Source organism: Pseudomonas sp. TSRC2-2 (genome assembly GCF_049897785.1).
Taxonomy (GTDB): domain Bacteria; phylum Pseudomonadota; class Gammaproteobacteria; order Pseudomonadales; family Pseudomonadaceae; genus Aquipseudomonas.
On the sequence record NZ_JAFCWZ010000016.1, the window covers coordinates 1 to 25,553 of the forward strand.

Annotated in this window: 32 protein-coding genes; 3 read left to right on the top strand and 29 right to left on the bottom strand. The window is 59.3% G+C overall.

Annotation, left to right across the window (positions count from 1 at the left end; all coding sequences use genetic code 11):
- From ACP7D9_RS27165 to ACP7D9_RS27200, 8 genes are all read right to left on the bottom strand, one after another.
- Positions 1-935 (bottom strand): hypothetical protein (locus ACP7D9_RS27165; RefSeq protein ID WP_426160136.1); only part of this gene is annotated, 935 nt, incomplete at its 3' end.
- A 21-nt stretch (positions 936-956) separates the two neighbouring features.
- Positions 957-1,637: a hypothetical protein gene (locus ACP7D9_RS27170; RefSeq protein WP_426160137.1), complete on the bottom strand. Its 681-nt coding sequence runs from the start codon at positions 1,635-1,637 to the stop codon at positions 957-959.
- On the bottom strand, positions 1,637-1,948 hold the full coding sequence (locus tag ACP7D9_RS27175; protein ID WP_426160219.1) for a hypothetical protein: 312 nt from the start codon (positions 1,946-1,948) through the stop codon (positions 1,637-1,639). The genes ACP7D9_RS27170 and ACP7D9_RS27175 overlap by 1 nt, the downstream gene beginning before the upstream one ends.
- 8 nt (positions 1,949-1,956) lie before the next feature.
- Entirely contained in the window at positions 1,957-5,523 is a 3,567-nt protein-coding gene (locus ACP7D9_RS27180; protein ID WP_426160138.1) for a host specificity protein J, read from the bottom strand.
- A 59-nt stretch (positions 5,524-5,582) separates the two neighbouring features.
- Complete coding sequence (locus tag ACP7D9_RS27185) at positions 5,583-5,786, bottom strand: hypothetical protein (RefSeq protein ID WP_426160139.1); 204 nt, start codon at positions 5,784-5,786, stop codon at positions 5,583-5,585.
- Between the two features lie 52 nt (positions 5,787-5,838).
- Positions 5,839-6,447, bottom strand: a complete 609-nt coding sequence (locus ACP7D9_RS27190; protein ID WP_426160140.1) for a tail assembly protein — start codon at positions 6,445-6,447, stop codon at positions 5,839-5,841.
- Between the two features lie 50 nt (positions 6,448-6,497).
- Entirely contained in the window at positions 6,498-6,899 is a 402-nt protein-coding gene (locus ACP7D9_RS27195) for a hypothetical protein (protein ID WP_426160141.1), read from the bottom strand.
- 26 nt (positions 6,900-6,925) lie between these two features.
- On the bottom strand, positions 6,926-7,300 hold the full coding sequence (locus ACP7D9_RS27200; protein ID WP_426160142.1) for a DUF2513 domain-containing protein: 375 nt from the start codon (positions 7,298-7,300) through the stop codon (positions 6,926-6,928).
- 221 nt (positions 7,301-7,521) lie between these two features.
- Between ACP7D9_RS27200 and ACP7D9_RS27205 the strand changes: the two genes are divergently transcribed.
- On the top strand, positions 7,522-7,707 hold the full coding sequence (locus ACP7D9_RS27205) for a hypothetical protein (RefSeq protein WP_085731192.1): 186 nt from the start codon (positions 7,522-7,524) through the stop codon (positions 7,705-7,707).
- Between the two features lie 5 nt (positions 7,708-7,712).
- Here ACP7D9_RS27205 and ACP7D9_RS27210 read toward each other — a convergent pair whose 3' ends face one another.
- The 15 genes from ACP7D9_RS27210 to ACP7D9_RS27280 all read right to left on the bottom strand — a co-directional run bounded on the left by ACP7D9_RS27210 (position 7,713) and on the right by ACP7D9_RS27280 (position 18,689).
- On the bottom strand, positions 7,713-7,943 hold the full coding sequence (locus tag ACP7D9_RS27210) for a hypothetical protein (protein WP_397479016.1): 231 nt from the start codon (positions 7,941-7,943) through the stop codon (positions 7,713-7,715).
- Between the two features lie 24 nt (positions 7,944-7,967).
- Positions 7,968-8,732 carry a C40 family peptidase gene (locus tag ACP7D9_RS27215; protein ID WP_426160143.1) on the bottom strand — a complete coding sequence of 255 codons (765 nt, stop codon included), beginning with the start codon at positions 8,730-8,732 and terminating at the stop codon, positions 7,968-7,970.
- A gap of 1 nt (position 8,733) precedes the next feature.
- Entirely contained in the window at positions 8,734-9,483 is a 750-nt protein-coding gene (locus ACP7D9_RS27220; RefSeq protein WP_426160144.1) for a phage minor tail protein L, read from the bottom strand.
- Between the two features lie 9 nt (positions 9,484-9,492).
- Complete coding sequence (locus tag ACP7D9_RS27225; RefSeq protein WP_426160145.1) at positions 9,493-9,831, bottom strand: phage tail protein; 339 nt, start codon at positions 9,829-9,831, stop codon at positions 9,493-9,495.
- The gene (locus tag ACP7D9_RS27230; protein ID WP_426160146.1) at positions 9,831-13,310 is read right to left on the bottom strand and encodes a phage tail tape measure protein; all 3,480 of its coding nucleotides are present in this window, start codon (positions 13,308-13,310) and stop codon (positions 9,831-9,833) included. The genes ACP7D9_RS27225 and ACP7D9_RS27230 overlap by 1 nt, the downstream gene beginning before the upstream one ends.
- Before the next feature lie 10 nt (positions 13,311-13,320).
- Complete coding sequence (locus ACP7D9_RS27235) at positions 13,321-13,614, bottom strand: DUF1799 domain-containing protein (protein ID WP_142579744.1); 294 nt, start codon at positions 13,612-13,614, stop codon at positions 13,321-13,323.
- A gap of 17 nt (positions 13,615-13,631) precedes the next feature.
- Positions 13,632-14,021 carry a phage tail assembly chaperone gene (locus tag ACP7D9_RS27240; protein WP_426160147.1) on the bottom strand — a complete coding sequence of 130 codons (390 nt, stop codon included), beginning with the start codon at positions 14,019-14,021 and terminating at the stop codon, positions 13,632-13,634.
- Between the two features lie 3 nt (positions 14,022-14,024).
- Positions 14,025-14,678 (bottom strand): phage tail protein, encoded by a 654-nt coding sequence (locus ACP7D9_RS27245; RefSeq protein WP_426160148.1) that lies wholly within the window; start codon positions 14,676-14,678, stop codon positions 14,025-14,027.
- A gap of 72 nt (positions 14,679-14,750) precedes the next feature.
- Positions 14,751-15,170, bottom strand: a complete 420-nt coding sequence (locus ACP7D9_RS27250; protein WP_426160149.1) for a phage tail terminator-like protein — start codon at positions 15,168-15,170, stop codon at positions 14,751-14,753.
- The gene (locus ACP7D9_RS27255) at positions 15,167-15,802 is read right to left on the bottom strand and encodes a hypothetical protein (protein WP_426160220.1); all 636 of its coding nucleotides are present in this window, start codon (positions 15,800-15,802) and stop codon (positions 15,167-15,169) included. Before ACP7D9_RS27255 ends, ACP7D9_RS27250 begins: the two co-directional genes overlap by 4 nt.
- A 22-nt stretch (positions 15,803-15,824) precedes the next feature.
- A complete protein-coding gene (locus tag ACP7D9_RS27260; RefSeq protein ID WP_426160150.1) occupies positions 15,825-16,217 on the bottom strand; it encodes a hypothetical protein in 393 nt (130 codons plus the stop codon).
- A gap of 2 nt (positions 16,218-16,219) precedes the next feature.
- The gene (locus tag ACP7D9_RS27265) at positions 16,220-16,597 is read right to left on the bottom strand and encodes a hypothetical protein (protein WP_426160151.1); all 378 of its coding nucleotides are present in this window, start codon (positions 16,595-16,597) and stop codon (positions 16,220-16,222) included.
- A 10-nt stretch (positions 16,598-16,607) separates the two neighbouring features.
- A complete protein-coding gene (locus tag ACP7D9_RS27270; protein WP_426160152.1) occupies positions 16,608-16,913 on the bottom strand; it encodes a HeH/LEM domain-containing protein in 306 nt (101 codons plus the stop codon).
- A gap of 57 nt (positions 16,914-16,970) precedes the next feature.
- Positions 16,971-17,948: a major capsid protein gene (locus tag ACP7D9_RS27275; protein WP_056785404.1), complete on the bottom strand. Its 978-nt coding sequence runs from the start codon at positions 17,946-17,948 to the stop codon at positions 16,971-16,973.
- Between the two features lie 3 nt (positions 17,949-17,951).
- Complete coding sequence (locus ACP7D9_RS27280; RefSeq protein WP_426160153.1) at positions 17,952-18,689, bottom strand: hypothetical protein; 738 nt, start codon at positions 18,687-18,689, stop codon at positions 17,952-17,954.
- A 151-nt stretch (positions 18,690-18,840) separates the two neighbouring features.
- Here ACP7D9_RS27280 and ACP7D9_RS27285 point away from each other — a divergent pair, with 151 nt between their 5' ends.
- Positions 18,841-19,170, top strand: a complete 330-nt coding sequence (locus ACP7D9_RS27285; RefSeq protein ID WP_426160154.1) for a helix-turn-helix domain-containing protein — start codon at positions 18,841-18,843, stop codon at positions 19,168-19,170.
- On the opposite strand, the gene ACP7D9_RS27290 is transcribed toward ACP7D9_RS27285, so the two are convergent.
- Genes ACP7D9_RS27290 through ACP7D9_RS27315 form a run of 6 tightly spaced genes read right to left on the bottom strand, consistent with a single transcriptional unit; the run spans position 19,167 to position 24,581 of the window.
- A complete protein-coding gene (locus ACP7D9_RS27290; RefSeq protein ID WP_426160155.1) occupies positions 19,167-19,658 on the bottom strand; it encodes a DnaT-like ssDNA-binding protein in 492 nt (163 codons plus the stop codon). The two genes, ACP7D9_RS27285 and ACP7D9_RS27290, sit on opposite strands and share 4 nt — an antisense overlap.
- Before the next feature lie 8 nt (positions 19,659-19,666).
- On the bottom strand, positions 19,667-20,779 hold the full coding sequence (locus ACP7D9_RS27295; protein WP_426160156.1) for a minor capsid protein: 1,113 nt from the start codon (positions 20,777-20,779) through the stop codon (positions 19,667-19,669).
- On the bottom strand, positions 20,697-22,157 hold the full coding sequence (locus ACP7D9_RS27300) for a DUF4055 domain-containing protein (RefSeq protein WP_426160157.1): 1,461 nt from the start codon (positions 22,155-22,157) through the stop codon (positions 20,697-20,699). Before ACP7D9_RS27300 ends, ACP7D9_RS27295 begins: the two co-directional genes overlap by 83 nt.
- Positions 22,157-23,476, bottom strand: coding sequence for a terminase (locus ACP7D9_RS27305; protein WP_038861476.1), 1,320 nt, complete (start codon positions 23,474-23,476; stop codon positions 22,157-22,159). The genes ACP7D9_RS27300 and ACP7D9_RS27305 overlap by 1 nt, the downstream gene beginning before the upstream one ends.
- On the bottom strand, positions 23,451-23,927 hold the full coding sequence (locus ACP7D9_RS27310) for a DUF2280 domain-containing protein (protein ID WP_056785392.1): 477 nt from the start codon (positions 23,925-23,927) through the stop codon (positions 23,451-23,453). The genes ACP7D9_RS27305 and ACP7D9_RS27310 overlap by 26 nt, the downstream gene beginning before the upstream one ends.
- Before the next feature lie 30 nt (positions 23,928-23,957).
- Positions 23,958-24,581 (bottom strand): putative metallopeptidase, encoded by a 624-nt coding sequence (locus ACP7D9_RS27315; RefSeq protein WP_426160158.1) that lies wholly within the window; start codon positions 24,579-24,581, stop codon positions 23,958-23,960.
- Positions 24,582-25,275: 694 nt separating this feature from the next.
- Between ACP7D9_RS27315 and ACP7D9_RS27320 the strand changes: the two genes are divergently transcribed.
- Positions 25,276-25,515 carry a hypothetical protein gene (locus ACP7D9_RS27320; protein WP_426160159.1) on the top strand — a complete coding sequence of 80 codons (240 nt, stop codon included), beginning with the start codon at positions 25,276-25,278 and terminating at the stop codon, positions 25,513-25,515.
- Positions 25,516-25,553 lie beyond the last annotated feature (38 nt).

A 25,553-nucleotide genomic window follows, 5' to 3' on the forward strand; every position in this document is an offset into this window, starting at 1 on the left:
GAAAAAATATTGAATGCCACGCTCGAAGTAACAGTCGACGATGCCGGGGAGGCGAGAAACAGACTGAACGTGTTGCCGTTGGTGGCTTCTGCCAAGGGGCACCATGCTGCACGTCCCGCCGCAGAAGGGTCTCGCACTTGAACAAAAAGCAGCGGTGCGGCGGAAAACAATGCGGGCATATTGCCGACTATTGGCCCGGAAAAGCGGTTCGCTGCCACTGCCGACCAGCCGGGGGTGAGACCAAGATATTGCGCAGTGATCATCAGACCTGACGCAAACTTCACCCATGATCCGGCGCTGCTCGAGCCGGATTCAAAAATTGCACCAGTAGGAACGCCGGCGTTTTGTGAGACCGTGCCAAGCACTGCCGCTACAGCAGCAGTTCCCAGGCCGAGCCCGGTGCGAGCGTCAGGAGCATTCTTACCGCCGGTTCCGCCTTGGGCCACAGAAAGCGCTGTGGTCAGAGCCGACAGGGAATTGATGTCGCTGTTGGCGCCCGATTTGGCCGCGCCAAGGGTTGATCGCGCAGCGCTCGCATCGGCAGCACTCAACAATCCCTCAATGAAAATTGAAAGATCGTTGATTCCGGTACCGCCCTTGCTGGCCGGCAAAATGTCGTAGTTGCCAGTGGTGCCGAGCGCCGCCAGCTTCTCCCCGTAGTTATTGAGGATGGTGCGCACCTGGTCAGACAGATCTTTCTGATAACCCTGCACCGGCATGATCGAGTAAAAACCGCCAGCCACTGTCGGGCCTTCGTAGTTCGGAGAGATCGACAATGCAGTGTTGCTGGCGATGTTGGTCACCTCATACCAGCGACCGTCCGGCCCGCGAAAACCATCGCCGACCCGGCTGTTGGCAATGAAAGCAGTGCCTGTGCCGATCACCGCATTGGAATTTTGGGTGACAGAGACCGTTCCCGTCTTATACCAGGGCATGGAGTGCGTCCTATAAATGGGTTATGCGGCTTGTTTTGCAAACACTGCCGGCAGGAAGAAAGCGAAGGGGTTCGATGCCGCGATGGTGATGGCGTAGAGCGTGCTGTTGGGGAAATCCCACCAGCAATAAAGTTCGCGAGGGATGCCGCTCCCCGAAGTCATTGGCATGCCGAATGTGTTGAGCAACATGTACTCGTTCTCAGGGAAGTTGAACGGGACGCTGTAGAAGATTCGCGTCAGGCCCTGAGGGGTGGTGTCGTAGCGAACATACGTCCAGTTCTGGAATGCTCGGGTAAACGTTGCGTTCGGAGTGCCCGAGTCAAACAGCAGCTTGCTGGCGCCATCCCACAAACGCATCCCGTATTGAGCGACAGGCTGAGCCCCAAAGGCGGCAACGAAATAACGCCCATTCAACCCGGTAACGCTGACGTCGTATGCCCTGACATAGAAGCCAGTCCAGTTGCCCGCAGAGCCGATAAGACTCATGCGGCAAAGTCCCGCCACTCCGTTGATAGTGTCCGGTCGTACGAATACAAGCGGTGGCTCTTGGGATGTGACCGGCCGCGCGAACGTGGTAACCGATCCAAGCCCAGACTCTTGGTTCGGTGCGTATCGCCCTGAAGCGATGACCATCAGTCGTGCAAACTCTGAATCCAAAGTCACGACGTTATTGTTGTTTGTGAACTGAACGCCGTAGCTCATCAGCTCCACCTCATTACTATCAAGCGCATGGTTCCAGACGACGTGGTGCTCGCCGCGTACGTCCGGGTGTAGCTGTAGACGCGGACGACTCCGTCGAGCATCTCGGTTTCGAACTGCATCTGATTCTGCGAATAGGTACCGATCGGAATGACGATTGCCGTCCCGTTGCCAGGGCCTACACCGGGAACGGCGAAGTCCTGCGTTCCTTTGCTCGCCCCAAGCGCGAAGGTCACCTGGACTGAAAGCGCGACTCGTATCGTGAACGAGTTCTCGTCCAACTGGAGCGACCCGTCGGCGCCCCATATCCTCATGCCATAACTCATGCGTTCAGATTCCCCCACTGATAGCGCTTCACGCCGTTCTCATCGAACACCTTGCCGCCGTTGTTGTTGATGACCTGACGAGCGCCACCGCCCAACGGGCTGTTCAGCTCGAAGTTGCCAGCCTTGTCGATACGCCAGCCCTGAACACCGGCGATGTAGTTGTCAGACTGAATGAAGAAGCCGATCTTGGCGTTTCCGATCGATGCGTCCTGAATGAACGCAGCATTCATGAACACCTGCCCGCCCTGCACAGCGAACGGCACCGCAATGGCGCCGCCGGCAATGGTGTTGACGATGGCGAAGCGGTCAGCGCTGACCAGAAACTGGCTCTGGAGCCCGGCGCCGGTGTTCTCGATCCCGAGGCCAATGCCCGCCGCGACGTACTGCCCATTCGCCGTAACCTGCATTTTCACCGACCACATCGTGCTCAGCTTGCCGGCGGTGTCCGCGTAGGCTGTTGACGTCTGCTGAATGGCCGCAGAGTTTTGCCCGACGGAAGCATTGAGCTGCTCGATCTTCGTCGCGGTCGCCGATTCGTTAGTGGCCACCACCTGTTCAAGCTCGGTGATGTTCGCCGCGTTCTCACCAATCTTCGCGTCGAAGGTCGTCACACGCCTTGCCATTGCCTCGTTCTCGGAGGCTCTAACCTTCGATTCGGAAGCGATCGCCGCAGTGCTGGTGTAGCTTTTGATCGCGTCCGCGAGATCGCCAGCGCCGTCATCGTCTCGGTAGGAGGCGCGAAGGGCTTCGAAGGCCGTGGCTTGAGCAGTGACCTCTCCGTCGAGCTCGATAATCTCGGCGGTGTTGGTTGCCACCTGCTGGGCAAGACCGTTCGCAGTCTCAACGGTCTGCCCGACATCGAGCCAGTAGAGCGGATTCGGCGGAGGAGTTCCGATCGGTACCGGGCCGGTGGCTTGGTAGATCCGCTTGCCCTGCACCACCAGGTCGTACTCTTCGTAGGTGGCGTCCGGGTCGTAGCCTTTCAGGCCGTCGAGCGCATCGATCTGCGCCTGCAGGCCCGGGATTTTGTCGATCTCGTCAAGGATGTCCTGGCCCAATTCCGTGCGGCCGATTTCTCCCTTGATGATCTCCAATATCGGACTGGCTTCAGAACTGGATTGCCCCTGAACGCCAAGCCCGATCGGATACCACGGACCGATGTTGCCGATCTTGTCGACGATGCGCCCCCAGAAATAGAAGGTCACACCGGCGCGCAGTCCGAGCATGGAGAAATCACTTTGCGGATAGGCCAGATCTGTCAGCTTGGTCGCGGCTTCCAGATCAATCGTCGGCCCGTACCAGATCTCCGTGCGCTGGCTGTCCTCGGCGCCAGCAGGGAAACCCCACTTCAGATAGATGCCGAACAGGAGCGGCGTAGCGGTCAGGAAAGCCAGCGCCGGCGGCAGCCCCTGCTTTCCGCTGAGGTTGGTCAGGATCGAGTTGCGCCACGGCGACGTAATGTCGAAGGCGCTCACCGCACGGACGCGGGCCACGTAGGCGCCGGCGTAGATGCCGACCACGTCCAGGTTGGTCATGCCGGTGCGCTGCAGCTTGATCCAGTTGCCGCTGTCTTTGCGCCACTCGACGTCGTAACCGACCGCACCGTCCACGACCGGCCAGGTGATCGTCATGGTGGCCACGGCCAACCCCTGCACGACCGAAGAAGTCGACGACAACGAAACGCTCGCCGGCGCCGGCACAACGGTGATCGGGATCACGCTGATCGGGCGTTCCTCCAGGCGTGCGCCGGTGTCGATGAAAGCAAACTTGCTCGGCTCGAACTGAAGCGCGCTGATCTCGTAGTCGCCCTCGGTGGTGCGCTTGGTGCGCAGCACTCGGTACAGCGGAATGGCCAGATCGTCGGCATCAAGCGCCCACTGCAACTGCGCCACCGGAGACTCGCTGTAGGCGACCGTGACTGTCACCGCGCGGCCGTTGACGCTCTGCACTGTGCGACCTTCGGCGCGGCCGCCGGGGAGGTTGATGATCAGCCGGTCGCCGGCCTTGGCCTGGGTGTCGCGATCGAGCGTGAGCACCCGCCCCGCCACCGCCGAGATCCGGCCGCCTACTTCGCGACCAGCCAGCAGCGAATCCGCCACCGGGATGATGTGGCCGGGCAGCGGAATAACGCCTTCCATGCCCGTTTTGAAAGACACGGTGCGGTCTTGGTTGTTGCTGAGGATCGCCCACTTGCCACGGCGCTGGGCCTCGGATGCACGGGTGCAGCCAATAGCGCTCAGTTCGGTCGGCCGGTCACCATAGCGGCGCTGCAGATCCAGGTCAGCGAACGGAATCACATCGGTGTCGTAGTTGTTCGCCGGGTTGTCATAGCTGACCAACGCCCGGGTGTACCGGGTCTTCGCCGAGGCACTGCCATATGAGAACTTGCCGTCGATCACGTTCGACCGGGTGAAGACATAGTCGAAGTCCTGCGCGCGCGGCATGTCCGCCTGCATCACCAGCTGACCTTGCGCCCAGTACGTCATGCCCCGGTAAATAGCCGAGATGTCGCGCAGCAGCGACCACGCATCGGCCTTGCCCTGCAGGTTCATGTCGCAGAGGAAGCGCGGTTCCTGCCCGCCCAGTCCGTCCGGCACCAGCTGGTCGCAATACTGGGCAATGCGGTACAGCTCCCACTTATCGACCATGAACGGCTTGATGCGCTTGCCCAGGCCGAAGCGGTCTTCAGTGCAGATGCCGTAGGTGATCCACGCCGGGTTATTGGTCCAAGCCGATTTCATCGAGCCGTCCCACGTCCCGGTGTAGGTGCGCAGGATCGGGTCGTAGTTGCTCGGCACCATCCAGCGGCGCGCCTTGCACTTCACGGTGACGGCCGGGATGTTGGTGAACTGCTCGGCGTCGAATTCGATGTAGAGCAGTGCGGTATTCGGGTAGCGCAGCTTGGCGTCGATCACCTCTGTGTAACCGGCAACCAGCATGGTGTCGGCGATCTTGTTGGTATTCTGGTTCGGCGTCAGGCGGCGCACGCGGATCTGCCAGCCGGTGGTTGCATCAGGCAGGTCGATGCGGCGCGAGCGCTCGTAGCGCGTGGTGGTCTTGCCGTCGACGGCGTCCACCAGCACCTGCTGATAAGCGCCGCCATCGGTGGCCACATCGATTGCGTATTCGATCCGGTAGCCGCCGACGTTGCCCTGATCGTCCGAGCGTTGCAGCGCCGGCCAGGCCAAACGCATGCGCACGGCGGAAAGCTGGGTGTTGGTAATCGAGCGCACCCACGGCGAATCGCTGCGCAGCTCAATGTTCAGCGACGTCTCGTTCTCGACGGACGGAATGCCTGGGATGTAAGTCTGATCCACCGAGCCCGGCCGCCAATCCCACTTCACGTTCGGGAAGTTGTAGTTGCCGCTGGCATCGCGGATCGGCGTGTTGTCCAGGTAGATGTCGTAATCGGTCGGGACACTGTCGAACTCTCCCTCGCCCACGGCGATCAGCAGCTTGGCCAGGTTGGTCGAGCGCAGGCTGTCGCTGGCTTCGGTCGGCGACTTCGGCTTGCTGCTGCCGCCCTTCTCGCCGCGGATATCGATCTGTGCTGCTGCGCCCATGCTTTCCTCCAGGCATAAAAAAACCCGCTCAGTGGCGGGTTTTCGTGTATCCGATAAATTTATGGTGATTCGGCAAGCTCAAATTGCCTGCGGATCTCAGCAAGCTCCTCGTTGGTGACCTTTACTTCAAGGCCCTTCCACGGCAGATCTATTTTGCTACCGCCCTTAAACACGCATGGAGGATTAGTTTCCAAGTTCAACGACCAGCCTGGCATCTTATATTCTTCGCCATCTGCAGTAACAAGCCGCACGCCATAAGCCATGTGATCACCTCCCAATTTTCCTGAGCATATCCTAATGCATAGGCCCTGAATGTTACGCTTTGTCTTCAGCCAGAATCGAGGCCGAGATGATCATCCCGCCCCACCGGCGTTCGCCGATGCAGATCGGAACCGGGTTGCCGCTGGCTGTGGTGTTCTTGGCGCTGCCGAAGGCGTAGGACGGGGCGTTTTCGGGGGATGCGCTTTGCGAGAGCCCCTTTGCTTGTGGACTGAGCATTTGGATCACGCCGCCTGCGGTCGAGGCGATACCGCCTGCGATCAATGCCGCACCTTGAGCCGTGGTAGACCCGTAGGCGAAAAAGCCAATGGCGATTAGCACGATTCCCAAAACGGTCTGCATCAACCCGGCGCGCTTGCTGCCCGAGACGACTGGGACGATTCGGACCTCACGAGTACCACCCAGATCAAAACCCTCTACCGCTTCGTTCTTCCGATTGCGAAAGATGGCGAATCGCATCCCTAGCCGATCAAGACGCCGGATCTCATCTTCAAAACCCTCCAGCGTCACCTTCAACGCCTTCAAGGCCTCCCAAACACGCTTACTGTCCACTTGACGACGATGGACTCGCCCAAACTTCTTGGCCAATGAGCCAGACAGAAGGATCGTGGTCATTGGATTGTAAACAGCTGCAACGTCAGCCATGTTCTTCTCCGGGCACAAAAAAGCCCGCTGATGCGGGCTTGGGAATGCATTTAAATTGCCGTGGGTGAAATGTCGAAATTGTCGCCCGACAGCGTGATTCGACGCCTGACCGTCTCACCGGTTTTTACATCGACCTCGCGCTCAACTAAGCCCCATCCACCACATGCGGCGCTCGGCTTGATTCCAAGGATATGTTTTCCGGCTTTTACTCCAAACCGAGCCACCTCGCCTGAGGCGAATTCAGCTGCCAGGGCTCCATCAATGTACAGCCGGTAATTGCAGCCGGATCCATATAGGCCGCTGTCGCGCGTAACAACAAGCTGGGATTCAGACTTCCCACTGAAGGCGAAAAGCCGATTGCTCGGCACTGGATCAGCCTTGTCGGCCGGAACCGGCGAAGTCGCACACCCCGCCAACAGCGCTACCGCCAGCGCTCCTATCAAAAGACGCATGTCATTTCCTCAATTGATTTTGATCTTCACGGCAGCTCAATGCCCAGCCGCTCTTTGAAAACCTGCTTTCCATACGCCTTGCCAAGTTCGACAAGCATCCCGAGGCCGGCCCCGCCAACCTTTTCCGCCCCCTCCTTAGTTCGCCTCCACACCTCTCCGTCTCGTACGGTATCCAGGAACTCATGCCCCTGATAGGTGAGACGTTTTGGTTGCCATTCGAAATGATTGAGGCCGCCCAAGCTAATTCCAGAAAGCAAGCCTGCCTCATCAAGAAGCATGACGTGATAAGAGACATCCTTATCGGATCTCCCATCGATCTTTAGTTGCATCCACCCCTGAGCTTCATCATGAGCCTCGACAGCAAGGAGTATTTCGCGCACTAACTCTTTATCAAGTTTCATCATGAATCCCTTGTAGACAGGCCGGAATGGTAGCACCAGCGAAGTCTAGACATAATCCCGGAGCTGTCCAAGCATCCAGCGTGGATACATCACCAGTAACGCCCCACCGATCCCTGATAGTAGCCTCTTGCCCTCACGCAACGGATTCCCCAGTCCTTTGCCTGCAAGCCCAAGGACTGGGATTGCGCCAAATTCGGCGCGTTTATGACCTGGAGGTCAATATGAGTGCAACGCAGCTGCAGCAAATTTTGCGATCCGCCGAACAAAACGCAAACCGTATGCTGAGGTTCGCTCCTCAGGATCATCAAGGGCAGGAGTTTGCGAAGGCGGCGAATGCTGCAATCGAAGACCTGGCGAAAGCGGTAGTCGCGCTCCATAAGCGAGTTGCGGAACTCGAGGACAAATAGTGTCCTCAGGCTGGAGCGGCCCCTGCCGCTTCACCCAGCCTCGTCTCAAAGGAGATTTCAGTATCTCGCCCCTCCGGTCCCGCCGGAAACATCGTCGAGCAGAAAACCGAGATTAATCGCCCCTCTTCGAACGCGGAATCATCTCCGTACTTTTCCTTCAAAGCAGCAATAAGTTCGCTCTGCGTCAAAGTGAACTTCTCCACTTTGTAGTGCACTATTTCAACTGTCCTTCCCATGTCGTCTCCAGCGGCCGCGCCGCGTCAATTGGGTTTTATTGCGTCTCTGTGCCTAAGAATCAAGCGTGTCCGGTCGAGCCAAGGCCCGCCAAAGACAATGACCTCTGACGGCCTGCCGTACAGGTGGTGCAGCAGGAACGGGCCGGGGCCAAACGTGGCGGCATCTTCACCAGGCAGAGCTGGATCAGCGCCGAGGAATATGCCAGCGTGGTTCGGATAAACCGTCCGCCCCACTTCCATCACGATCATGTCGCCGCGCTGGGGTTGGTCGACCCGATAGAAGCCGGCGGCCTCGTAGTTCGCCTCGTACAGGCTGGTGTTGTCCTTGCTCTCCCACCAGCCATCGGCGCGCTTGAAGGCTTCGAACTCCAGCCCCCACTCGCGCTTGTACCAATCGGCGCAGACCTGCCAGCAGTCCCAAGCGCCGTGCACGAACGGCCGTTTCAGCAGCGGTACTTCGCCGTTGGGAACAATGGTGCGCAGGTCGCCTTCCGGCCAACTGAGTATGTGCCATGGCAGCGCGGTCGCCTCGCACATGGCAAGATCGCGCGGTGAAGGGCGGCTGGTAGCGTCAGGATGCGAGTGCACGACGCCGATCACCTCGCCGACGTCTTCGGCTGCGGCGTATTGCTCTGGATCGATTCGAAACTCTTCGTTCGGCTCGGTCGAGATGTTGCTGCAGGGGAAGTATTGCTGCTTTCGACCGATCGCCAGCAAAAGCCCGCAGCACTCTTTCGGGTACTCGGCCGCCGCGTGCGCCTGGATCGCATTCAAGATGTGCTTTCGCATGTCAGCTCCGTGCGATCAGGGAAACAGCCGGGAAGCCGCCAAACGGCAGCGGGTTACCCTCGCCGAAGCGCGGAATGCAGCCCTTGCCAAGCGTGGCGTCACACTCGTCAAGTTCCGGGTTGTCGGTAACGACGCCGTCCTTCGTGACGTACGGGCCGGTGTAGCCGCAGTTCGGCCCGCGATAGCCGCCGGTGAGACACCAGTGGCAAAGCGTCGTAGCCTGCCGGCCGATTGACTCATTGCCGACGTCTCCCGGGCTGGCCAGCTCCCAACTGACCGTCTCCCCGTCCTCGTTCGTCTTCTGGTCGATGTACCAGACCTCGATCGTTTCTTGGGTTGGGTCAGCTGTTGGGTTGCCTGCCGGAAAGTTCGCCGCGTCGAGGTAGCTGCCGAGCGTGTGCCGCATCGTCAGCTTGAACTCGAGGAGATCCTCGAACGCCAGACAGAGCGCGGTGATACGCCCGTTGACGTTGCCGACGGACAGTGTCGGCCGAACCGCCGTGCCGTCGCCGTTCGCCTCGATGCCGTCGATCTGCATTGGCCAGGCGCTGTACTCGTTTCCCTGCCAGTAGATCGCCTTCGCCGGCAACTGGTCGGCATCGGCGCCGGCGGCAATCAACTCGGCCGGTGTGTGCGGTATCGCGTGCCCGTGGAAGCGCAACACGTCCGCGCCGTACTCCGTGCCGTCCAATTCAAAGAGCAGCACTTCGCTGCCAGGCTCAAGCACCTGGATGTCACTGATCAGCGGCATGGTTGCCCCTTATGGATGAAATGCCCGCTCGAACGTGGCGGTGAGTTTGAAAACGCCGCCGCCCACCGGAGTGGGTACGGGGTTCTTGCAGGTAAACCGGCCAAGCTGGCCCAGTGGCGTGGTCCACAGGAAGGCTTTAGCGCCCGCGTGCCGATCAAGGAACGACATGATTTCCAGCACCTTGGCCTGAGGTCCGCTGTAGGTGATCGGGTACGCGTCTTCCTTGTTGTTCGGGCCGTCGCCAACTTCCTGTTTGTAGCCGTCGCCGAACTGCGCGGTGCGCACCCGATACAAGATCTCGGGCGCGTCACCGTGCTGGGTCGGCCAGGTGAATGTCTCGATGGCCATCAGCCCCTCCCGTTCGTGAGTTTCCAGATTGAGCCGCCGGGTTGCAGCGCTCGGGCGATCGCGGTTTCAGCTTCGACTTTCGCTGCCTGCTGAATGCCCTTGCCAAGCTGTGTTGTGTCTTCCGTGCTGGCCGCGCCGCCACCGCCTTGGGTTTGCACCGATACCGCGACAGGGAAGTTGTAAACGTTGCCACCACCACTTCCGCCGCCACTGATTGCGCGAACGCCAAGCTGCCCGCCAGCGGTTCGGGTCAGCGGCATGATTGCCTCCTCCCCTGCCTCGCCCATCACCCCAAGCCCGCCACCAGCCATACCAAAGGCTGTCGGCTTGCTTACGATGGAGTTAGTGAAGGCGCCGCCGTTGGCGAACATCTGCACACCATTCGCCCAAGCTCCGCCATCAGCCTGCAAATAGGCCGACGAATAGCCCGCCTGTGAGGCGCCGAGGTTCGACGACGTCGCGCCGGCAGATCCTGCCGCCAGCCCGTTACCGCCGCCTCCGCCAGTGAAGTAACTGGTGGCAGCACCGACGAGGCTGCTCAGCAACGCAGAGCTGGCCTGACGGGTCGCGATCCGCGCCATGTCCGCCAAGATCGACTTGGTGAAATCCGAAAACGATCCCTTGCCGGTGATTGCGAAGTTTACGACCGCGTCTTCCATTGAGCTGAAGGCGTTGGTGAACAGACTTTTGGTCTGCCCGGCAACGTCGCGGGCGGACTCCAGGTAGTTCTGCCACGCCGACGATGCGCCCGCGCTCCAGTCGCCCTGGGCTGCCGTCATCTCGTCGTAGTTGGCTTGAACCGTGTCGTGCAGATCCTTCTGCGTGGCTTTGAGCGCCGCCAGTTTTTGGGTGTACTCGTCGAGGCTCATGCCGCGCGAGCCGTCGCCATACTGGTTGGCCAGATCGAGCTTCTGCGAGTTGAAGCGGTCGTCGATGGCGTTCTGCTGATCCGTCAGGCCTCGCTGCCGGTCTCCCTGGCCAAGTCCCGCAGCGGCACGCTGGCCTTGTTCGCGCAAGGTATCAACTTGCTGCTGCAATGCGTTGGTGTAGGTTTGAACCGCCTGCTCCTGCTTCCTGAGCCGGCCTTGTTCGTTCTTCGCCAGCACATCCAGTTCGCTGTCCGCCGCCTTTTGTGCCCGGACCATATCCGCGCGCGCATCTTCGATTTTCTGGTCGATCTGAATACGCTGCTCGGCCGTGGTGCTGGCCTTGGCCTTCGCCGCTTCAAGCGCCGCAATCTCAGCCTCATAAGCCGTCGTGACCTCGTCCCTCTCGTTGCCGATCAACGCTTCGCGCTTCAGCAGATATTCCTGCTGCGAGATCAGCCCGGCCTTCTGTGCGGCATCCAGTTGTTTCTGGGTGTTCGCGTATTCGGCCTGTATTTCCTTGAGCGCGTTTTGGGCGTTGTTATAGCCGGTGAGGTCGACAGCGCCGGTCGATGATGCTTTAGGGTCCTTGTATTTGGAGTTGATGTTCGCGCGCTGCAAATCAACCCGGTCTTGAGCAAGACGAGGGTCATTCGGATTGGCTTTGCGGATTGCAGCCTGCTCTTGTTCAAGCTCCTTTAACTCATCGTCACGCTTTTGCTTGTTCGTCCGAAAAGACTTTTCGCGCGCATCGAATTTTCGCTGAGAGTCCTGGCCCTTGTCCTGGGTTTGCTGGTAGAGAGCCTGAGCCTTGTTTATTGCATCCTGCGTGTCACGCTGCTTGACGAGGAAATCAAGCTCTAGCTTTGATTCATCAAGCTTCTTTTTGGCGTCAGTGTCATCAGGGTCCGCCTTGAGCGCGCTTTGTGCAAAAGCCACACTCTGCGTTAGTTCGGCAATCCGTTTGGCTGGGCCTTCGTCGCGACCGATATTTTTGATCGCATCTAGTGATTTCTTGGCTTCATCCGTGATGCCTTTCCATGCTTTTTCGATAGTTCCAAGGTTCTGAGTGATTTCCCCAGATCGCCCTTTCACTGTTTCGGCGTAAGTGTCCGTCAGCAGTTTCGCCGCACCAATCGTGTCGCCCTGCTCCTTGAGCGCGACAATTTGCGAGTAAACCGAGGCAGTCAAGAAATGGTATTGATCGTTCAGCTCTTTCGCAGCAGCTACCGGATCCTTGGCGATCTTGACGAACTCTGCGATGGTTGCGTCGACCGATTTACCGGTCGCGTCCTCCATGGCTGCCGCCGCATCAGCGATGTCCTTGAAGCTGCCACCCGCAATCACACCACTCGCAGCCAGCTTTGCAAGAGACGCAGCAGCCTCGCTGGTGGTGCCGTTTGTCGCGCTCACCTGTTGCGCCAAATCAGCCAATTGGTCGGCAGATGTGCCGGCGGCATTGCCGGTCAGGATCAGCGCCTTATTGTATTCATCAGCCTCTTTGCTGCCCTGACTGTAGCCGTAGATCAGTGTACCCAGTGCAGCAGCTGCTGCGACCACAGCTAGTGCCATCCCCGCGACACTAAACGTCACACCACTGACCGCTGGACCAATAGCGCCAACAGCCTTTTGCGCGTTCTCTGCGGCCTCCGCGGCAGTGTTCGAGCTTTCGGCTAAATCAGAAAGGCTTTCGCCCGCCTCGCTCGCATTCTCTGCGACACCCTTGGCGTTGGTCGCGATGCCTGCGAGAGACTCCCCCAGCACCGCAGCTCCGGCGCCGCCAGTGAACAGCGAGCGAAATTTGTCCTTCAATACATCGAAGGTTTCACCGATACCGCCGAACGAGTCCTTGATCTGGCCGCCCTGCTGGATCAATACCATCAGCGGATTCTGACCGCCGGCCAGGCTGGTGAAAATGTCCGTAAACTGCGAAGGAAGCTGCCGCAGCGCCGTTTCGGTCTGTTTCGAGCTGGCACCGGTTTTTTTCAGACCTTCATCAAAGTCGCCCAACTTCTGCCGGGAGGCATCGATACGGGCGGAGTACTCCCGAAACGTGTCAGCATCAATTAGCCCAGCAGCCTTGTACTTCTGCAACTGCGCCTGCTGCTGATCGAGCTTGTCGAGCGCGGCAATGGCCGGATTGATCTTGGCCAGCAGAGCCTGAAGCCCTTCAGCCTGAACACCTGTCGCTGCTGCCGCCTTCTTCGCTGCTTCGGCCTGCCGGTCAGTGGTGCCGACCAGCGCATCCGACTCAGCCTGCAGTCGCCGCTGTAGCGCGGCCAAGCTGCTCACCGAGGAACTGGAATTCTCTAGCGCCGCCGCGTTGGTATTTACGCTGGTCGTGAGGGTCTGGTAGTACTCGCTCGAATCAAGCGACGCCTTGGCCATGGCCGTGAGGCGTTTCATAGCGTCTTCGGTGGATTCGGATAGCTTGCCTTCGGCCGTAGCCAGTCCAGTGGACGCAGTCGCCGCTTTGTCGAAGCCAGCGGCCACTCCCTCGGCCGCTTTCTCGGCTTTGGTGCCAGCCTGAGTCAGGCGGTCCAGATCCGTCGCGGCCTGGACGGCATCGCCCGAATTTACCTCGATGCCTAATTGCGCGATTGTGCCCGACATGAGTGCTCCATTACTTCGATTCGCTCATGACGAGCAGGGCCTCGACCTCCATTGCTTGAAGGTCTGGGAAAATCTCTCTGAGTTGTTTTCTGGAGGTGCCGACAAAGTCGGAGACGTCTCGAAGAGCTGTGTAATCAAGGCCGGTAGCCCCGCCCATGCCGGTGCGCCACTGAGTGGACATGGCGTTGAAGAGCACGAAGGCCGGCCAGTTTTCGGCCAACACTTCGCACTCTTCCTCGGGAATGTCAGAGATGGACAAGCCGAACGCCGCCAGATCCGCCTCAGAAGGACCAGGCTCGTACATCAGGCGGGCGACCTTCGTCAGTTTCCCAGTCGGGCCGCCGAGAATGCCTTTTGGTAAGCATCCACAATCGCGTCACCGGCGCCGGCCGAGGTTTCCACCAAGGCGCGAATCGATTCGGGGCTCAATTTGTCTTCAAAGCCCCAGCCCATGACCAATTGGGTGACCTGCTCGATCTGCCGCTCGACGTGAGAGTCGGTGATCTCGATCAAAGTGAGTTCGTCCCCCTTGGCCTTGAAGCGCTCCTGGTCTTCCTTCGCGCTTTCCTGCCAGCCCGCGAAAAGCTTTGCGAGCTCCTTGCGATCGCGATACTTGAACTCAAACGGCACTTTGATCGTGGTACCGCCGACACGGGGAATATCCACGTCGGCTTTGAAGGTTGGATTCTGGGCAATCTTGAATTTGGCCATGGCTTACACCACCGCAGAATAGCGGGTTGGACGACCAGCCAGCGACAGGCTGATAACGCGGGTCATCAGATTGTTGCGGGACAGTGCGGGGGTCGAGGTTATGGTCACGTAGGCGTTGTACAGAATGACGTCGCCATTCGGCAGGTTCAGGCGCAATACGCGGGTGACCTTGTCCTCGTCAGCAGCCTCAACCACAGGCACGTACGGCAGAGCCGGGTCATCTGCAACCGTCACCGACATGCTGATCGGGTTCTTCGTGGTCGGGATCTGGCGGTCGTCATCGTCAGCCAGAAAGCCGAACGTCAGGAACTGCTGATCGCCGCCGCTGGTGGTCACGTCGGTGATTTGGGAGATCTCGACGAAGCCGGTCACCTCGCGCACCGATCCGACGCCGGAGCCAGCCGGGTATGGCTGCAAGTTGGTGGTGTTGATGTTTTCCAGTGCGAAAGAACCGGTCAGGCTGTCCGAGACACGCGCTGCACGGTCATTGAGGCGAGTCCAGCCCGACGTCACGGCGAGGATGTCGCCATCGCTGAGGCCGTGCGCCGCTGCCGTCGCTACGGCAGGATTGGCGTTGCTCAGTGCGGTTACCGGAATGGCAGCGCCATACGCCGCAGCAATTTGAAGGGTGGCGCCGTTGGGGAGTCGAAAGCCCATGTTTGTTTCCTCTGTGCAGAAATGATAAAACCCGCACAGAGGCGGGTTTCGGGGTATGCCCAACGGGCGTATTCAAGTGGCGATGTCAGCTCGATACTCGAACGACACCGGCACAGTGTATGTGGGTGGATCAGAAATGCCTGGGCCAGGGTCAACTGGCGACATCGTCACAACGGTGAGGCCTGCTTTTTTGTCTCGCGCATAAAGCGGGAACAGCATGGTCAGCTCCGCCACAAGCGGGTTGGTCTTCGCCTTGCCGGTGCCCGCCGGCGCCACAATGTTGACCTGGTAGACGCCGATGAATGCGCGGTGGTCGCCGGCGAGCGTGCCGCTCGCGGTATCGCCCGGCAGCAAGAACGCCCGCAGATAGGTTTCGCCGTCGGCCGGGTCGTATTGGACGTTTTCGAACACAACCTTGATCGGCTCCGACCGGGCCTTGCTCCAGGCAATGAGCTTGGCCTCGTAGATCGAGGCAATAATGGCGTGGCTCATACCCGGTTGTTCCTTGTGGCTTCGTCTACGATCTGCTGAAAACGGGCCAGGGTGACGCGCACCATGCCGCCCGGTGCCTGCTTGGAGTGGCCGTACTCTAGTGGCACCGCATATGGCAGGTTATTCACGATGTAGGCAGTCTCGCCCGCGGTGAGTGCCTGGACCTGAAGGCGCAATTTGGCCAAAGTCACGCTGCCTGCGGGATCCACTTGATCAAGCGTGCCCTCCGCCGGCGTGCCAATGGAAAGCTGCCAGTTCCCACGAAACCGCCCGCCGACGTAATCCTTGCCTGCCACCAGGCCATTCACATTGAAATTCTGGTCGCGCTCGGTCTTCGTCAGAGGCTTGGCATACTTAACACCCCGCCGGAGCTTGCCGGCCTTCGTGAAGTTCGATTCGTTGAGGTTGATGATCGTGTTGCGCACCGCGACCTTGAAGTCGTAGTCGTCGGCTGCGCGGGTGTTGGTCTGGCGGTGAGCAACGTTCGCTGCCCAGATTTCAGGATTTCCCACCGGTGACATGCGGATAACGCTGCTGCCGATCTCGATCACGATCTCGCGGATGGTTGCGTCGATTCCGCCCTTCGCTCGCTCGGCGAAGTCGCGGATGCTCTCGGCGAAGCTGCCGTTCATGCTCGCATATTTGCTCGCCACATCATTTCCTCAGCTGTGCCGTCCACGTTGCATCGGCAGGGTCCGCAGACACGTTCATCACCCGCAACCCGTTGACGATATCGCCGATGGCGGGCTCGGCCGGCGCAGTTGTTGGCAAGCCCGCCTCCGAAACGAACAGCTCGTTTTGCAGCACCAGTAGCTTCTTGTCGGTGGTTTGGATCAGTGAGCCGTCGATTTCCTTGGACAGGTAGCTGCCCAAGACGCCGCGCCCCATGTAAGTGATGGTGGTCTCCGGCGTCTCGCCGCCCAGGTCGGGGTCATACTCGCCCGCGACCTTACGCACACCGGTCACCGGCTTGACCGCGTCAGCGAGGCCGTCAGGATCGTCGAACGCCTCAGCCATTTCGGCCTGAATCTCCCCGCGAATACTCATGATCAGATCCTTTTCAGCATCATCACGCCGGAGCGCTTGATCCAAGGCTCCAGCAGCGCCAGGGCGAAGTTCACACCCGCCGACTGATCGGTAGATCCGGCCACGTAGGTCTTGCTCACGGATGTGCCGGACTGAGCCGAAACCATCTTGCTCTGCACTTCCTTCTGCGTTGCCGTGTACAACTTGCCCGCCGCTGCCTCCTTGGCGACCTGGGCGCCGGCTGTTTTGATCTCGGTCGGAACCGGATCAGGAACAACCCGCTTGATCTTGGCCGTGAGCCAGGCGTTGGCCATGGTCACAGCAAGGACCGGATCACCAGTGCCGGCCCAGCCAGGACCCAGCGAAGCGTCAACGTCGGCAACGGTGATGAAGTCAGTCATGTGCTTGTCCTTATTCCGCTGGCACCAGGGCCTGCAGGTCTTCTTTCTTGGCGGACGGGTCAAAGGCAATGCCCTTCTCGGTCAGCCATTCTTTCAGCTCCGGCACCTTCATTTTCAGAGGGTCGGTTTCGGTGCTTTCTGGCTCCTTGCCCTCCGAAACTTTGACGCCCGCCGCTTCGTATGCATCGTAAATTCCAGGCGCATCACCCTCGATGACCACCTCAGTGGCGGTGCCAATAACACCGAAGAATTCACTAAGCAGGCGGTAGCACACGCCGCGCTCTTTGCCCGGTTTGTCCGTGTAGATAACTTTCATGAGTCACCTCAATGCAGCCCGGCGCCCTCGCGGACGCCAGGGTAAGTGAAGGCCGGATTACGGCGTGGTAGTACCGCTGATGACGGCGGCGAATGGGACCTGCTTGCGGCTGAACACGCGTTCCCAGTTCGCGGCAGCGGCATACTGGGTCGCGGTTGGGCTGAGGTTCTGAGCCTCGGAGCCTTTCCAGCTGAAACCAGCAGGCTGGAGGATGTAGGTCTTCCGCTCCCACAGCACCTCAGCACCGCCGCCATTACCTCCGCCCGGCTTGCGCTCGATCTCCACCGGCACCTTCGGCGTGCCTTCGCCATAGCCGAACGCGCCTTGACCGAAGAACACCGAAAGGTACTTGCCAGCGCCGTACACCAGGCCATCGTCCATGAACACCGGCTTACCCAGGTAGGTAGCCAGGATGATCTTGCCGTCGGAGTCGCGCAGATACTCGATGAGGTCCTGCTTGACCATCTGGTTCATCACCACCGAGTGCACGCCGATCGCGCCGAACTGGTCGGCCGCATCGCCGGCGGTAAACGCGGCATCCTGAAACGCGTTCGCGCTGATGGCCGCGCCCGCGTCGATGACCATGTCACCGCCGTTGTTGGCAATGTTCGAGGCGATGATGCCGCGCGCTGCACCGAGAGCGTAACGCTGCCACTGGCGAGTCCAGTAGGTGCCGAAGCGGTTGCGGATCTGCTGCTGGGGCTCGCTGTTCGCCAGTTCGGCGGTCAGGTCGGCTACGCCATAGCCTTTGTTGAGGTACAGGACGCGAGCACGCATGCTGTCCTGAGTAACCTTGCCGACTTCGCCCTGGTCGTTCGGGTCATCGTTGCTGATGTTCGGGGCTTCATCAGCATTGAGATCCTGCCAGTAGCTGATCTCGGCGGTGCCTTGGCTGCCGGAAGCGATAGCGTCCAGGACAGGTGAGCGGGTAACGATGCCCGACTCGTAGACAGCGGTCTTTTCCGGGCTATTTACCGGCTCCAGCGAGGCGTAGTAGTCACCGACGAAGATGTCGGTCAGTTGGGTAGTTGCCATGAATTAGGTTCCTTTGGTGGCCTGGATTTTCTTGAACAGCTCGGGGTTGTCGCGGGCGATCGCAGCGCGCTCGGTTTCCGTGTACTCGCCCCATTTTTTCGTGGCCTTGCCACCTTGATCGCCGGTCGGACCGGCACCCTGAGCCCTTGGCCACAGGTGTGTTGCTGATTCACGCAGCGACTCCGCCCATTCGAGCGGCGACAGCGGGGTTTTCCCGTCCTTCCCGTAAACGACCTCGCCGTCACGGTCGGTGGCAATTGCCTCACCGTCTTCACTGAGTTTGAAAGTGCCCCGGGCGCGCAGGATGATGTCCTCGGCAGCCTCGGGTAGCGCGCCGGCCTTGAGGGCGGCGGCACGGATGGAATCAGCCAGAACCTTGTCGCTGTACTTGGCAGCAAATTGCTCGGCCTTGTCCGCGCGGGCCTTTTCGGCCGCGAGCTTGGTGTCATAGTCGGTGCGCAGGCGCTCGGTACGGCGGGTGATGACCTCGTCCAGCTTGCCTTCGGCAATCAGCTTGGTTTCTTCGTCCTGACCAACCTTGGTCAGCAGTCCTTTCACGGCCGCGATATCCAAACCTTCGAACTGTGACTTGAAACCGTCCAGCTCAGTTTTGGTACTCCGGAGCGAGCCAAGCAGCTCGGTGTTTTTGTTCTTGAGGCCCAAGGTCGCAGCCTCAACAGCTGCAGCAATGGCGGTCTGAACTGCCGGGTCTTCAAGATCAATCTGGTTTTCGTCTGCCACTTGGTGCACCCCTTGGGTTTGGTCGGCCCGCTTTGCAGGCATAAAAAAGCCCCGGCATGGCCGAGGCGCAATATTATCAACGATTCAGTATTGCAATACTGTATTAGTATTGTATTATCACTGTGCGAACACACTTACCGGAGAACATAAGATGCTTCCAAATCCTACTAACAAGCGATTTCCAGAGGCTTTAAAGGCTGCTCGTGAAGCAAAAGGTCTTTCCTATACTGAGGTTGCAAAAGCTATTGGTATTAACCCAGCAATGCCATCCCGGTACGAAAACAAAGATCACTCCTGCTTTTGCGCACCGCGCGACTCGACATGGCAGAAACTCAACGAGCTTCTGTCAGGAACTGGCGCTCCACTGGAACGCAGTACGACACTACCAATCGAAAATTTTTGGCTTGGTGAGGCGACGGTAGAGCAGATCATCCAAGAGCTCAAAGCGCGCGGAGCCACCTCAGTAACCATCAACTACTAATTGCACTGCACTAGAAACAGCCCGCGCATAATCAGGTAATCGGAGAACTGCGTCCTGCTTGCAGCATATGGCGGCGGGCGCATACGAAGACCCGGTGTATCGCGATTGAGCCGAGTTCGTCGCCCGTTTGGCTCTGTGCAATGCGTCGGCTCTTCGATCCGAAAGCCCTGCTCGTCGGCATACAACTCAACAGCCAGCCGTACTTGACCCCATTCAATTTCAAAGGGCACGAAAGTCTCGGACAGCGTCTGGTACTCGATCTTGCAGTCACGCCGAGGCCAGGCCATTGCCTGATCAGCATTGGCCTTGCGCCCCTTCCACTGCCGACCATTGATGTCGGCCGCTGCGCGCAGCAGCAGTTCGACCTGCTCGGCCACTGCTTCCGGTATCCGGAACCCGTAGTAGTCGCGGTAGAAGGTCAGCTTCTCCAGCGGCACGAAGCTATTCGCGTCTGGCCTGCCCTTTCCGTCTTCAACGATGATCTGCATCGGCTATCTCAACCCGGTGGAGCGCCGAGTGTAACGCCTGCGCGGATGAACATGTCAGGCTCGGCCGCCTTAAGCTGCGCCAGCGTCAGCGGCTTGAACGACTTGTCGAGCTGCAGCTTGGCGAACTTCTCCGGTGTCAGCCCCCCATCGCGGAACAACCTGGCTCGCACAGGCCCGAGCGCATGATCCTGAAAGCTCGCCGGCTGCGTTGCCAGCCACTCGTAATAGTTCAGGCTGGCATCGACCTGCGCACCGCCATTGTCTCCCACCGAAGCGCGCGTGGCGTCCTTGGCAAACGTCTCCGAAAGCCTGGTGGTCGGCACCGTGGTCGACCGGCAGTTGATGTGCGCCGGGGGCAGCGGACCTTTTCCAAGGTCGAAGCGCATGCCATCCAAGCCCTTGCACTGCTGCGAAGTCTTGCGATCGAGCGTCGATACCCAACGATAACCCAGCACCACGTCGCTGTTGGCTTTCAGCGTCTCCATTCGTGCTGTCGTGGCCACATGCTGGATTGCCGTCTGCACCACTGATGCGGCATTGCGATTGCTCACCGCCAACACTCCATCCGTGAAGTTCTGAGCTGCGGTGCCGCGAATCGACTGAATGATCTGGGCGTTGGTTTGGCCCTGACCGAAACCGAGGCGGATGGTGTTTGTGACACGCATCGTCTCGGCGCGCGTCCAGCCGCTGACGAAACTTTTCAGCAGCTTGCCGCCGTCGATGCCTTTCACCTGCAGCGGATAGGAAAACACTGCCGCGCGGACCACTGTATTGCTCGGCACCACTGCGTCGATGGACAGCGCATTGCTCAGGCTGTTGGCTTCAAAGGTCGATTCGTACAGCGCGATATCGACCAGATCGGCCTGCACCAGATCACCGTAGGCCTTGTAGATCTCGAGCAGCTTGCCATCCACTCGGGCCAGGAACTGCTCAAGGCGGTCCCGGCTGTAGGTAGTCAGCTCCTTGCGCGTCAACTGCACCCGCACAAGTGTGTCGATCTGGCGCAGGTACTTCTCGAACTTCTTGACCTCGCCGGCTTTAAGCCGCTCCAGCATTACCGAGTGGCGCGTCGTCTGCTCCAGCAGTTGGCTGTCCGCCTGCGCCAGGTTTGTCGTTGGCATCGTCTTTGTCCAAGTTGATGCCGGCCGACTCGCGCTCATCGCTGATCAGGTCGGCTTCGTCTTCGTATGGGCGATCCGGCAACTTGCCGGTGGTGAGGTACTGCCAGTAAGTGTCGGCGCTGATCGTGCCAGCCATCACGCCCTTGAGCAGCTCGGCAAGCACCTGGGCATCGACCACTGGGGTCACGAACTCAGGGTTCACCTTGAACTTGACCTGCTTGGGGTCGTAGCCCTTCCACTCAGCCGCGTACCGCAGACCCTGCTCCACTGCCTCTGCCACCGTGACGACAATGCTGTGCAACGTGGCGTGTTGGTCGTTCTGGCGTGTTTTGCGCGCCTCGCCCGATTCTGTGCCGCCGATGTCCATGACCTTGGCGCCGGCTTCAAGGGCGGCGTTCTTCTGGTCATCCATCGCCTTGCGGACGGCTTCAATTCCGGCGCCTTGAAACTCCAGATAGCCACATTGGCCAGATGGACCCAGATCCCACGCCGCAGATGGCCCCGTCACGCTCAGCTCTACAGAATCATCAAGGCCAGACACCCATGGTTGCGGATGGCTGGTCTGGTGTAGCGCAGTGAAGTAGTCAGCGCTCAACTGGTAAGACTTCAAAGCAGCCCGCGCCATTGTGAGCAACGGCACCTCGTCCACTTCCGGCGAGTTGTCGGTCGAGCCGCAATAGATCACCGGCAAGTAGGAAAGGCCTTTGACCAGTCGGTTGTCGGTGCCAGTGGAGCCCAGTGGCTTCTCCTCCTCGACGATCTGACCACCTTCGTTCCGTACAGCGGTGTAACAGGTCTCGCCTTGCATGAAGAACTCACGGAACACCGTGTCGCAGTCATGGCTGTAGCGATCACCGCCCTTCTTGCGGAACTCCCGGAACACCGAAAGGACCAAGTCTTGGCGACCGCCTTGATCAGCCGTGTCCCAGTTGATCGCGTTGCGCGTGGCGTACGTCGAAAAATACGGCTCGCCGCTATCGTCGATGTTCACCACCAGCGGGACGCGGCCGTGTGAAATAGCCTGGCGCACCATGCGGAAGAACAGTTGCTTCAGGCCGAAGCCGTCAGACGTGGCATTGTCCTCTATCCCCTTCAGGCCGGTGGGCAGCTCGATCTCCGGAATCAGCCGGGAGACTAGGCCCATCATCGACCGGAGAGAGTCACGCACCCAATGCTCGTACTGAGCCCGGTTCGTGTAGTTCTCGTAGAGGTACTTGTTGCCGGCGCCGTCGAGCTTCTCAGCTTCAACCATGCCGCTCGGCTTTGGCAGGTTGCGCTCGTTGCGCTTGACGGCGCACTCACCCTCGAGCGCGTCGTCCATCATTTCCCACTCGGCGATGTGCGCGTCGTAGTCAGGGTTTGTCGATTGCACTGGCATCAGGCCAAGCCTCCAATTCGGCGTGTTCCGCCTGTGCGTGTTTTGATCGGGTACCGCTTGGCAATGAAGTAGCCAGGGGCATCCACCAGGTGGTCGTAGCCGGCCTTCTTATCGGGCTCGCCCTTGTCGGTGTAAATCTGGCGCTCCAGGCACTGCGTGTATTTCGGACACTGGTCGACGTTGACCAGATATCGATGCTCGCCGTAGGTATTAGCGAACATCGCGCACATGGCGTTGACCCGATCCTTCACAGCGGGGTTGGTCGAATCCACCACTACGGTAAATCCAGCCTTTTTCAGCAGTGACAGGTCAGATTCGCTTGCGCTCTTGCTGCTTGTGTTCTGGCCGCTGGCGTCCGGGTAGATCGCAATGCTGTGGTCAGGAAAGCGGAGCTTGATCTTCTCGATCATCTCAGGCGTGTCCCGTACATCTGAAAACTCGCTGAGTGCCAGTGGCAGGTCATCGCGAATGACGTGCACGACTGCCGCCATCTTCATGACGTTGAAGTCCATGCCGATGTGCAAGGCCTCGCCGCGCTTGATCGTTTCGCTGGTTCGATTTGCTTCACGATTGAACGTGTAATAAACGACACCCGCGTAGTTCTCAAAGCTGGCCTCGTATTCCTGCCGAAAGGTTCGAGGGTCCATCTTGCGACGGGCCGCATCCAGCTCCTCAGCCGGCACGTTACCGCCATCGAGCGAGGTGTAGAGCCAGCTTTTGTGGTCAGGCTCATGCCCCGGTCGGCCGTCTTGGAACGTGTCGTAGCAGTGATTGAATCCCTTGGGCGTGCCGATGCGTAGCGCGTGACCGCCCTTACGCATGCCAATGCCAGGTATCGAGTATTGGCAGGTCGAAAGCATCGGGCGGAGGACTTCTTCCCATGCTTCCCATGGGCAGTCCGCCCATTCGTCCACCAGAACGAAGAACAGACCGGAGCCGCGCAGATTGTCGTAGTTGTCGAGCCCTACCACGCGCATGACGTGGCCAGACTTGAGCGTGATCGAACATTCCGTTTCGTTCGGGCGGTGTGCACGCCACGCTTCAGGGATCGCCTGCTTCAGCCGTCGCCAGAATACGCGCTTGGCCTGCTTGAAGGTCGGCGCGCCGTACCAGATCTCATCTTCGACGCTCACGCCCCACTCAGCAGCCAGCCGAGCAGCTCGGCGCATCTCAGCTTTGCCCAAGAACGTCTTGCCGAACCGGCGTCCACACACGGCATCGCGGAAGCGCGCCTGAGGCTGGAAGCCCCAGCAGTAAATGTTCGCCTGCTTCGGCGTCAGCTTTACCGGCGGGTCATAGGTACGGGGTAGCGGGGACATTCTCATCAGGCTCCAGGGTGTACTCAGCAACGGCGTGCTGCTGGTCCGCTTGGGAGCCCAGAGGTTTTTCAGGTTCGAGGCGACGATTCACGTAAACGTCGCCCACTTCTTTGGCTGCCTGCTCCAGCAACTGGGCAGTCAGCGCCATGTTCTTCATGTTCTCGGCCTTCTCAGCCATGCGTCCCAGCGTGCGAAGTCGATACGCTCGGTTGGCGATCGGGATCTCTGCCGTCTCTTCGCGAAACCTCTTGCGGGTGTCGTTAAACAGCGTCTGCCACTTCACGTGCAGGTTGCGCCCAACGTACTTGGTTGGGTCGTATGCCTCGCACTGTTGGCGGGTAACTTCGAGCCCGAATCTTTCTTTGACGGACGCCACCACTTGAGATGGCGTGTCAAAGCAGGCGAGAGCCTGTACGACAAAGGCTTTCACCTCGTCTCTGAGTGCGGCCATAAGTGGGCATCCGTCAAAGTACTGTCAAAGTCAGGCCGACTTGAGCAGACAGGTTCCGCAGGCCCTCGAAATGTTCAATTTCCCCACCTCGGCAGGATTGTTTGCAGCGTCCACAAGCTCTTGCACTTGAGGGCTCGCCCCATACCGACGCACCACACCGACGAACTCTTCAACGTCGTGTCCGCGCATCTCAAGCTTGGGCAGTCCTTCCTGGGTGAACTTGGGTGCGCCGTACTGATCTGTCGCCTGAGCGATGTGGTACAGCTCATGTTCGACCAGTGCGCAGAAGTCAGCGTCACTGCACTGAGCGCAGTAATCGGCGGCCAGGGTGATGATGTAGGCCGGCACGTCGCCGAACCAATCCAGCATCTGCTGTTCCATCCGGGCCTTCTGCCATCCACCGGCGCGGAACGCTACCTGCTCTGCCTGGCCAACGACTGTGCGACCCTTCTTCGTGAAGACGGCAGACGCCCACATGACTCTCACGTCCGCATCGATCAGATGGGCGTGGTCTTCGTTGTGGATGCTGCCGGTGTCGGCGAGGATCTCGGTCTGAAGCCACTCCCACACCTCAGGCGCTGGGATCAGCCGGATACCGAAGTTGGAAAGCTCAGACAGTTCGAGCAGCGACTCCGGAGGCATTGGCCTATTCATTTCTCCGCGTCTCCGCCGCTCGGCTATGGTTAAAACTATTCGATAAAAGGAATTACGTTGATGAGCAGGCACATCGGTGAAAAAGCTGTTTTGAAGGCCGCATCAAATTGGGCGGAGCGCACCGGGAAAGACTCAAGGATCGCAATGGCCAGCGCTCAAGAAATAATGGTTCGGCTCAGAGCCAAGCTGCCTCCCACTCAGTATGAGGAAGCGCTGAGACTGCTCCATCTCCAATACACCAGGTATTAGCTTTAACAATCGGCCTGTTCTCCAAGCGGTGGGATGAGGCTGTAGCGCTGAGCGGTAAGCCCAATGGCTCGAGGCTTGCTAAGAATGGATCGCGCGGGCGCCGAAGATAAAATTCTGACGTGCCAGCTACTCATTTTAAAAGTTCAAGCGTGGCTATACGCCAGATCAGGAGATGTACTTGTCAACTCTCAGCGAAATCGCAGCAAACCACGCGATCCAGACTAAAGCGCTGGAAGCGGACTCCGCCCGTATAACAAGTCATTTGTATTCATCGATACTCGGGACTAGCTTGCCCCTTTCTGCTGAGCGCATCCAACGTCCGCCATCGCTGCCATCGCTGCCGTCGCCGCTCAGTCGGATTGCCTGGTTATCATCAAGACTCTGGGGTTGATACCGCGGGCACTCGGAGCTCATGAATCACACTCAACTGACGCAAGGAGCTGGCATGGAACAAACAATCACTATCGAAATAGGTGTTGACGTTGTTGACATCCCAACCATGGAGTCAATGGACGCTCAGGAATACATTGATTACATCTCGAATTCGCTGTTATGGGTCGATCATCACGAAGTACTTCGAGCAAACCACGGCGATTACTCGATCGCGACGACATCGGAACAGGTAGAGCTACTCATCAGTCATCTGAGAGATATCGCCCACGACATGCGTCGGGCCGGAGTCTGATATCGCCAACTGCTAGTGTCGCGACACAATTTGCACGC

Excerpts from the sequence above, each read along its gene's own strand:
- ACP7D9_RS27170 (WP_426160137.1), bottom strand. The coding sequence starts at position 1,637 with ATGAGCTACGGCGTTCAGTTCACAAACAACAATAACGTCGTGACTTTG.
- ACP7D9_RS27175 (WP_426160219.1), bottom strand. The coding sequence starts at position 1,948 with ATGAGGATATGGGGCGCCGACGGGTCGCTCCAGTTGGACGAGAACTCG.
- ACP7D9_RS27180 (WP_426160138.1), bottom strand. The coding sequence starts at position 5,523 with ATGGGCGCAGCAGCACAGATCGATATCCGCGGCGAGAAGGGCGGCAGC.
- ACP7D9_RS27185 (WP_426160139.1), bottom strand. The coding sequence starts at position 5,786 with ATGGCTTATGGCGTGCGGCTTGTTACTGCAGATGGCGAAGAATATAAG.
- ACP7D9_RS27190 (WP_426160140.1), bottom strand. The coding sequence starts at position 6,447 with ATGGCTGACGTTGCAGCTGTTTACAATCCAATGACCACGATCCTTCTG.
- ACP7D9_RS27195 (WP_426160141.1), bottom strand. The coding sequence starts at position 6,899 with ATGCGTCTTTTGATAGGAGCGCTGGCGGTAGCGCTGTTGGCGGGGTGT.
- ACP7D9_RS27200 (WP_426160142.1), bottom strand. The coding sequence starts at position 7,300 with ATGAAACTTGATAAAGAGTTAGTGCGCGAAATACTCCTTGCTGTCGAG.
- ACP7D9_RS27205 (WP_085731192.1), top strand. The coding sequence starts at position 7,522 with ATGAGTGCAACGCAGCTGCAGCAAATTTTGCGATCCGCCGAACAAAAC.
- ACP7D9_RS27210 (WP_397479016.1), bottom strand. The coding sequence starts at position 7,943 with ATGGGAAGGACAGTTGAAATAGTGCACTACAAAGTGGAGAAGTTCACT.
- ACP7D9_RS27215 (WP_426160143.1), bottom strand. The coding sequence starts at position 8,732 with ATGCGAAAGCACATCTTGAATGCGATCCAGGCGCACGCGGCGGCCGAG.
- ACP7D9_RS27220 (WP_426160144.1), bottom strand. The coding sequence starts at position 9,483 with ATGCCGCTGATCAGTGACATCCAGGTGCTTGAGCCTGGCAGCGAAGTG.
- ACP7D9_RS27225 (WP_426160145.1), bottom strand. The coding sequence starts at position 9,831 with ATGGCCATCGAGACATTCACCTGGCCGACCCAGCACGGTGACGCGCCC.
- ACP7D9_RS27230 (WP_426160146.1), bottom strand. The coding sequence starts at position 13,310 with ATGTCGGGCACAATCGCGCAATTAGGCATCGAGGTAAATTCGGGCGAT.
- ACP7D9_RS27235 (WP_142579744.1), bottom strand. The coding sequence starts at position 13,614 with ATGTACGAGCCTGGTCCTTCTGAGGCGGATCTGGCGGCGTTCGGCTTG.
- ACP7D9_RS27240 (WP_426160147.1), bottom strand. The coding sequence starts at position 14,021 with ATGGCCAAATTCAAGATTGCCCAGAATCCAACCTTCAAAGCCGACGTG.
- ACP7D9_RS27245 (WP_426160148.1), bottom strand. The coding sequence starts at position 14,678 with ATGGGCTTTCGACTCCCCAACGGCGCCACCCTTCAAATTGCTGCGGCG.
- ACP7D9_RS27250 (WP_426160149.1), bottom strand. The coding sequence starts at position 15,170 with ATGAGCCACGCCATTATTGCCTCGATCTACGAGGCCAAGCTCATTGCC.
- ACP7D9_RS27255 (WP_426160220.1), bottom strand. The coding sequence starts at position 15,802 with ATGAACGGCAGCTTCGCCGAGAGCATCCGCGACTTCGCCGAGCGAGCG.
- ACP7D9_RS27260 (WP_426160150.1), bottom strand. The coding sequence starts at position 16,217 with ATGAGTATTCGCGGGGAGATTCAGGCCGAAATGGCTGAGGCGTTCGAC.
- ACP7D9_RS27265 (WP_426160151.1), bottom strand. The coding sequence starts at position 16,597 with ATGACTGACTTCATCACCGTTGCCGACGTTGACGCTTCGCTGGGTCCT.
- ACP7D9_RS27270 (WP_426160152.1), bottom strand. The coding sequence starts at position 16,913 with ATGAAAGTTATCTACACGGACAAACCGGGCAAAGAGCGCGGCGTGTGC.
- ACP7D9_RS27275 (WP_056785404.1), bottom strand. The coding sequence starts at position 17,948 with ATGGCAACTACCCAACTGACCGACATCTTCGTCGGTGACTACTACGCC.
- ACP7D9_RS27285 (WP_426160154.1), top strand. The coding sequence starts at position 18,841 with ATGCTTCCAAATCCTACTAACAAGCGATTTCCAGAGGCTTTAAAGGCT.
- ACP7D9_RS27290 (WP_426160155.1), bottom strand. The coding sequence starts at position 19,658 with ATGCAGATCATCGTTGAAGACGGAAAGGGCAGGCCAGACGCGAATAGC.
- ACP7D9_RS27295 (WP_426160156.1), bottom strand. The coding sequence starts at position 20,779 with ATGCCAACGACAAACCTGGCGCAGGCGGACAGCCAACTGCTGGAGCAG.
- ACP7D9_RS27300 (WP_426160157.1), bottom strand. The coding sequence starts at position 22,157 with ATGCCAGTGCAATCGACAAACCCTGACTACGACGCGCACATCGCCGAG.
- ACP7D9_RS27305 (WP_038861476.1), bottom strand. The coding sequence starts at position 23,476 with ATGTCCCCGCTACCCCGTACCTATGACCCGCCGGTAAAGCTGACGCCG.
- ACP7D9_RS27310 (WP_056785392.1), bottom strand. The coding sequence starts at position 23,927 with ATGGCCGCACTCAGAGACGAGGTGAAAGCCTTTGTCGTACAGGCTCTC.
- ACP7D9_RS27315 (WP_426160158.1), bottom strand. The coding sequence starts at position 24,581 with ATGAATAGGCCAATGCCTCCGGAGTCGCTGCTCGAACTGTCTGAGCTT.
- ACP7D9_RS27320 (WP_426160159.1), top strand. The coding sequence starts at position 25,276 with ATGGAACAAACAATCACTATCGAAATAGGTGTTGACGTTGTTGACATC.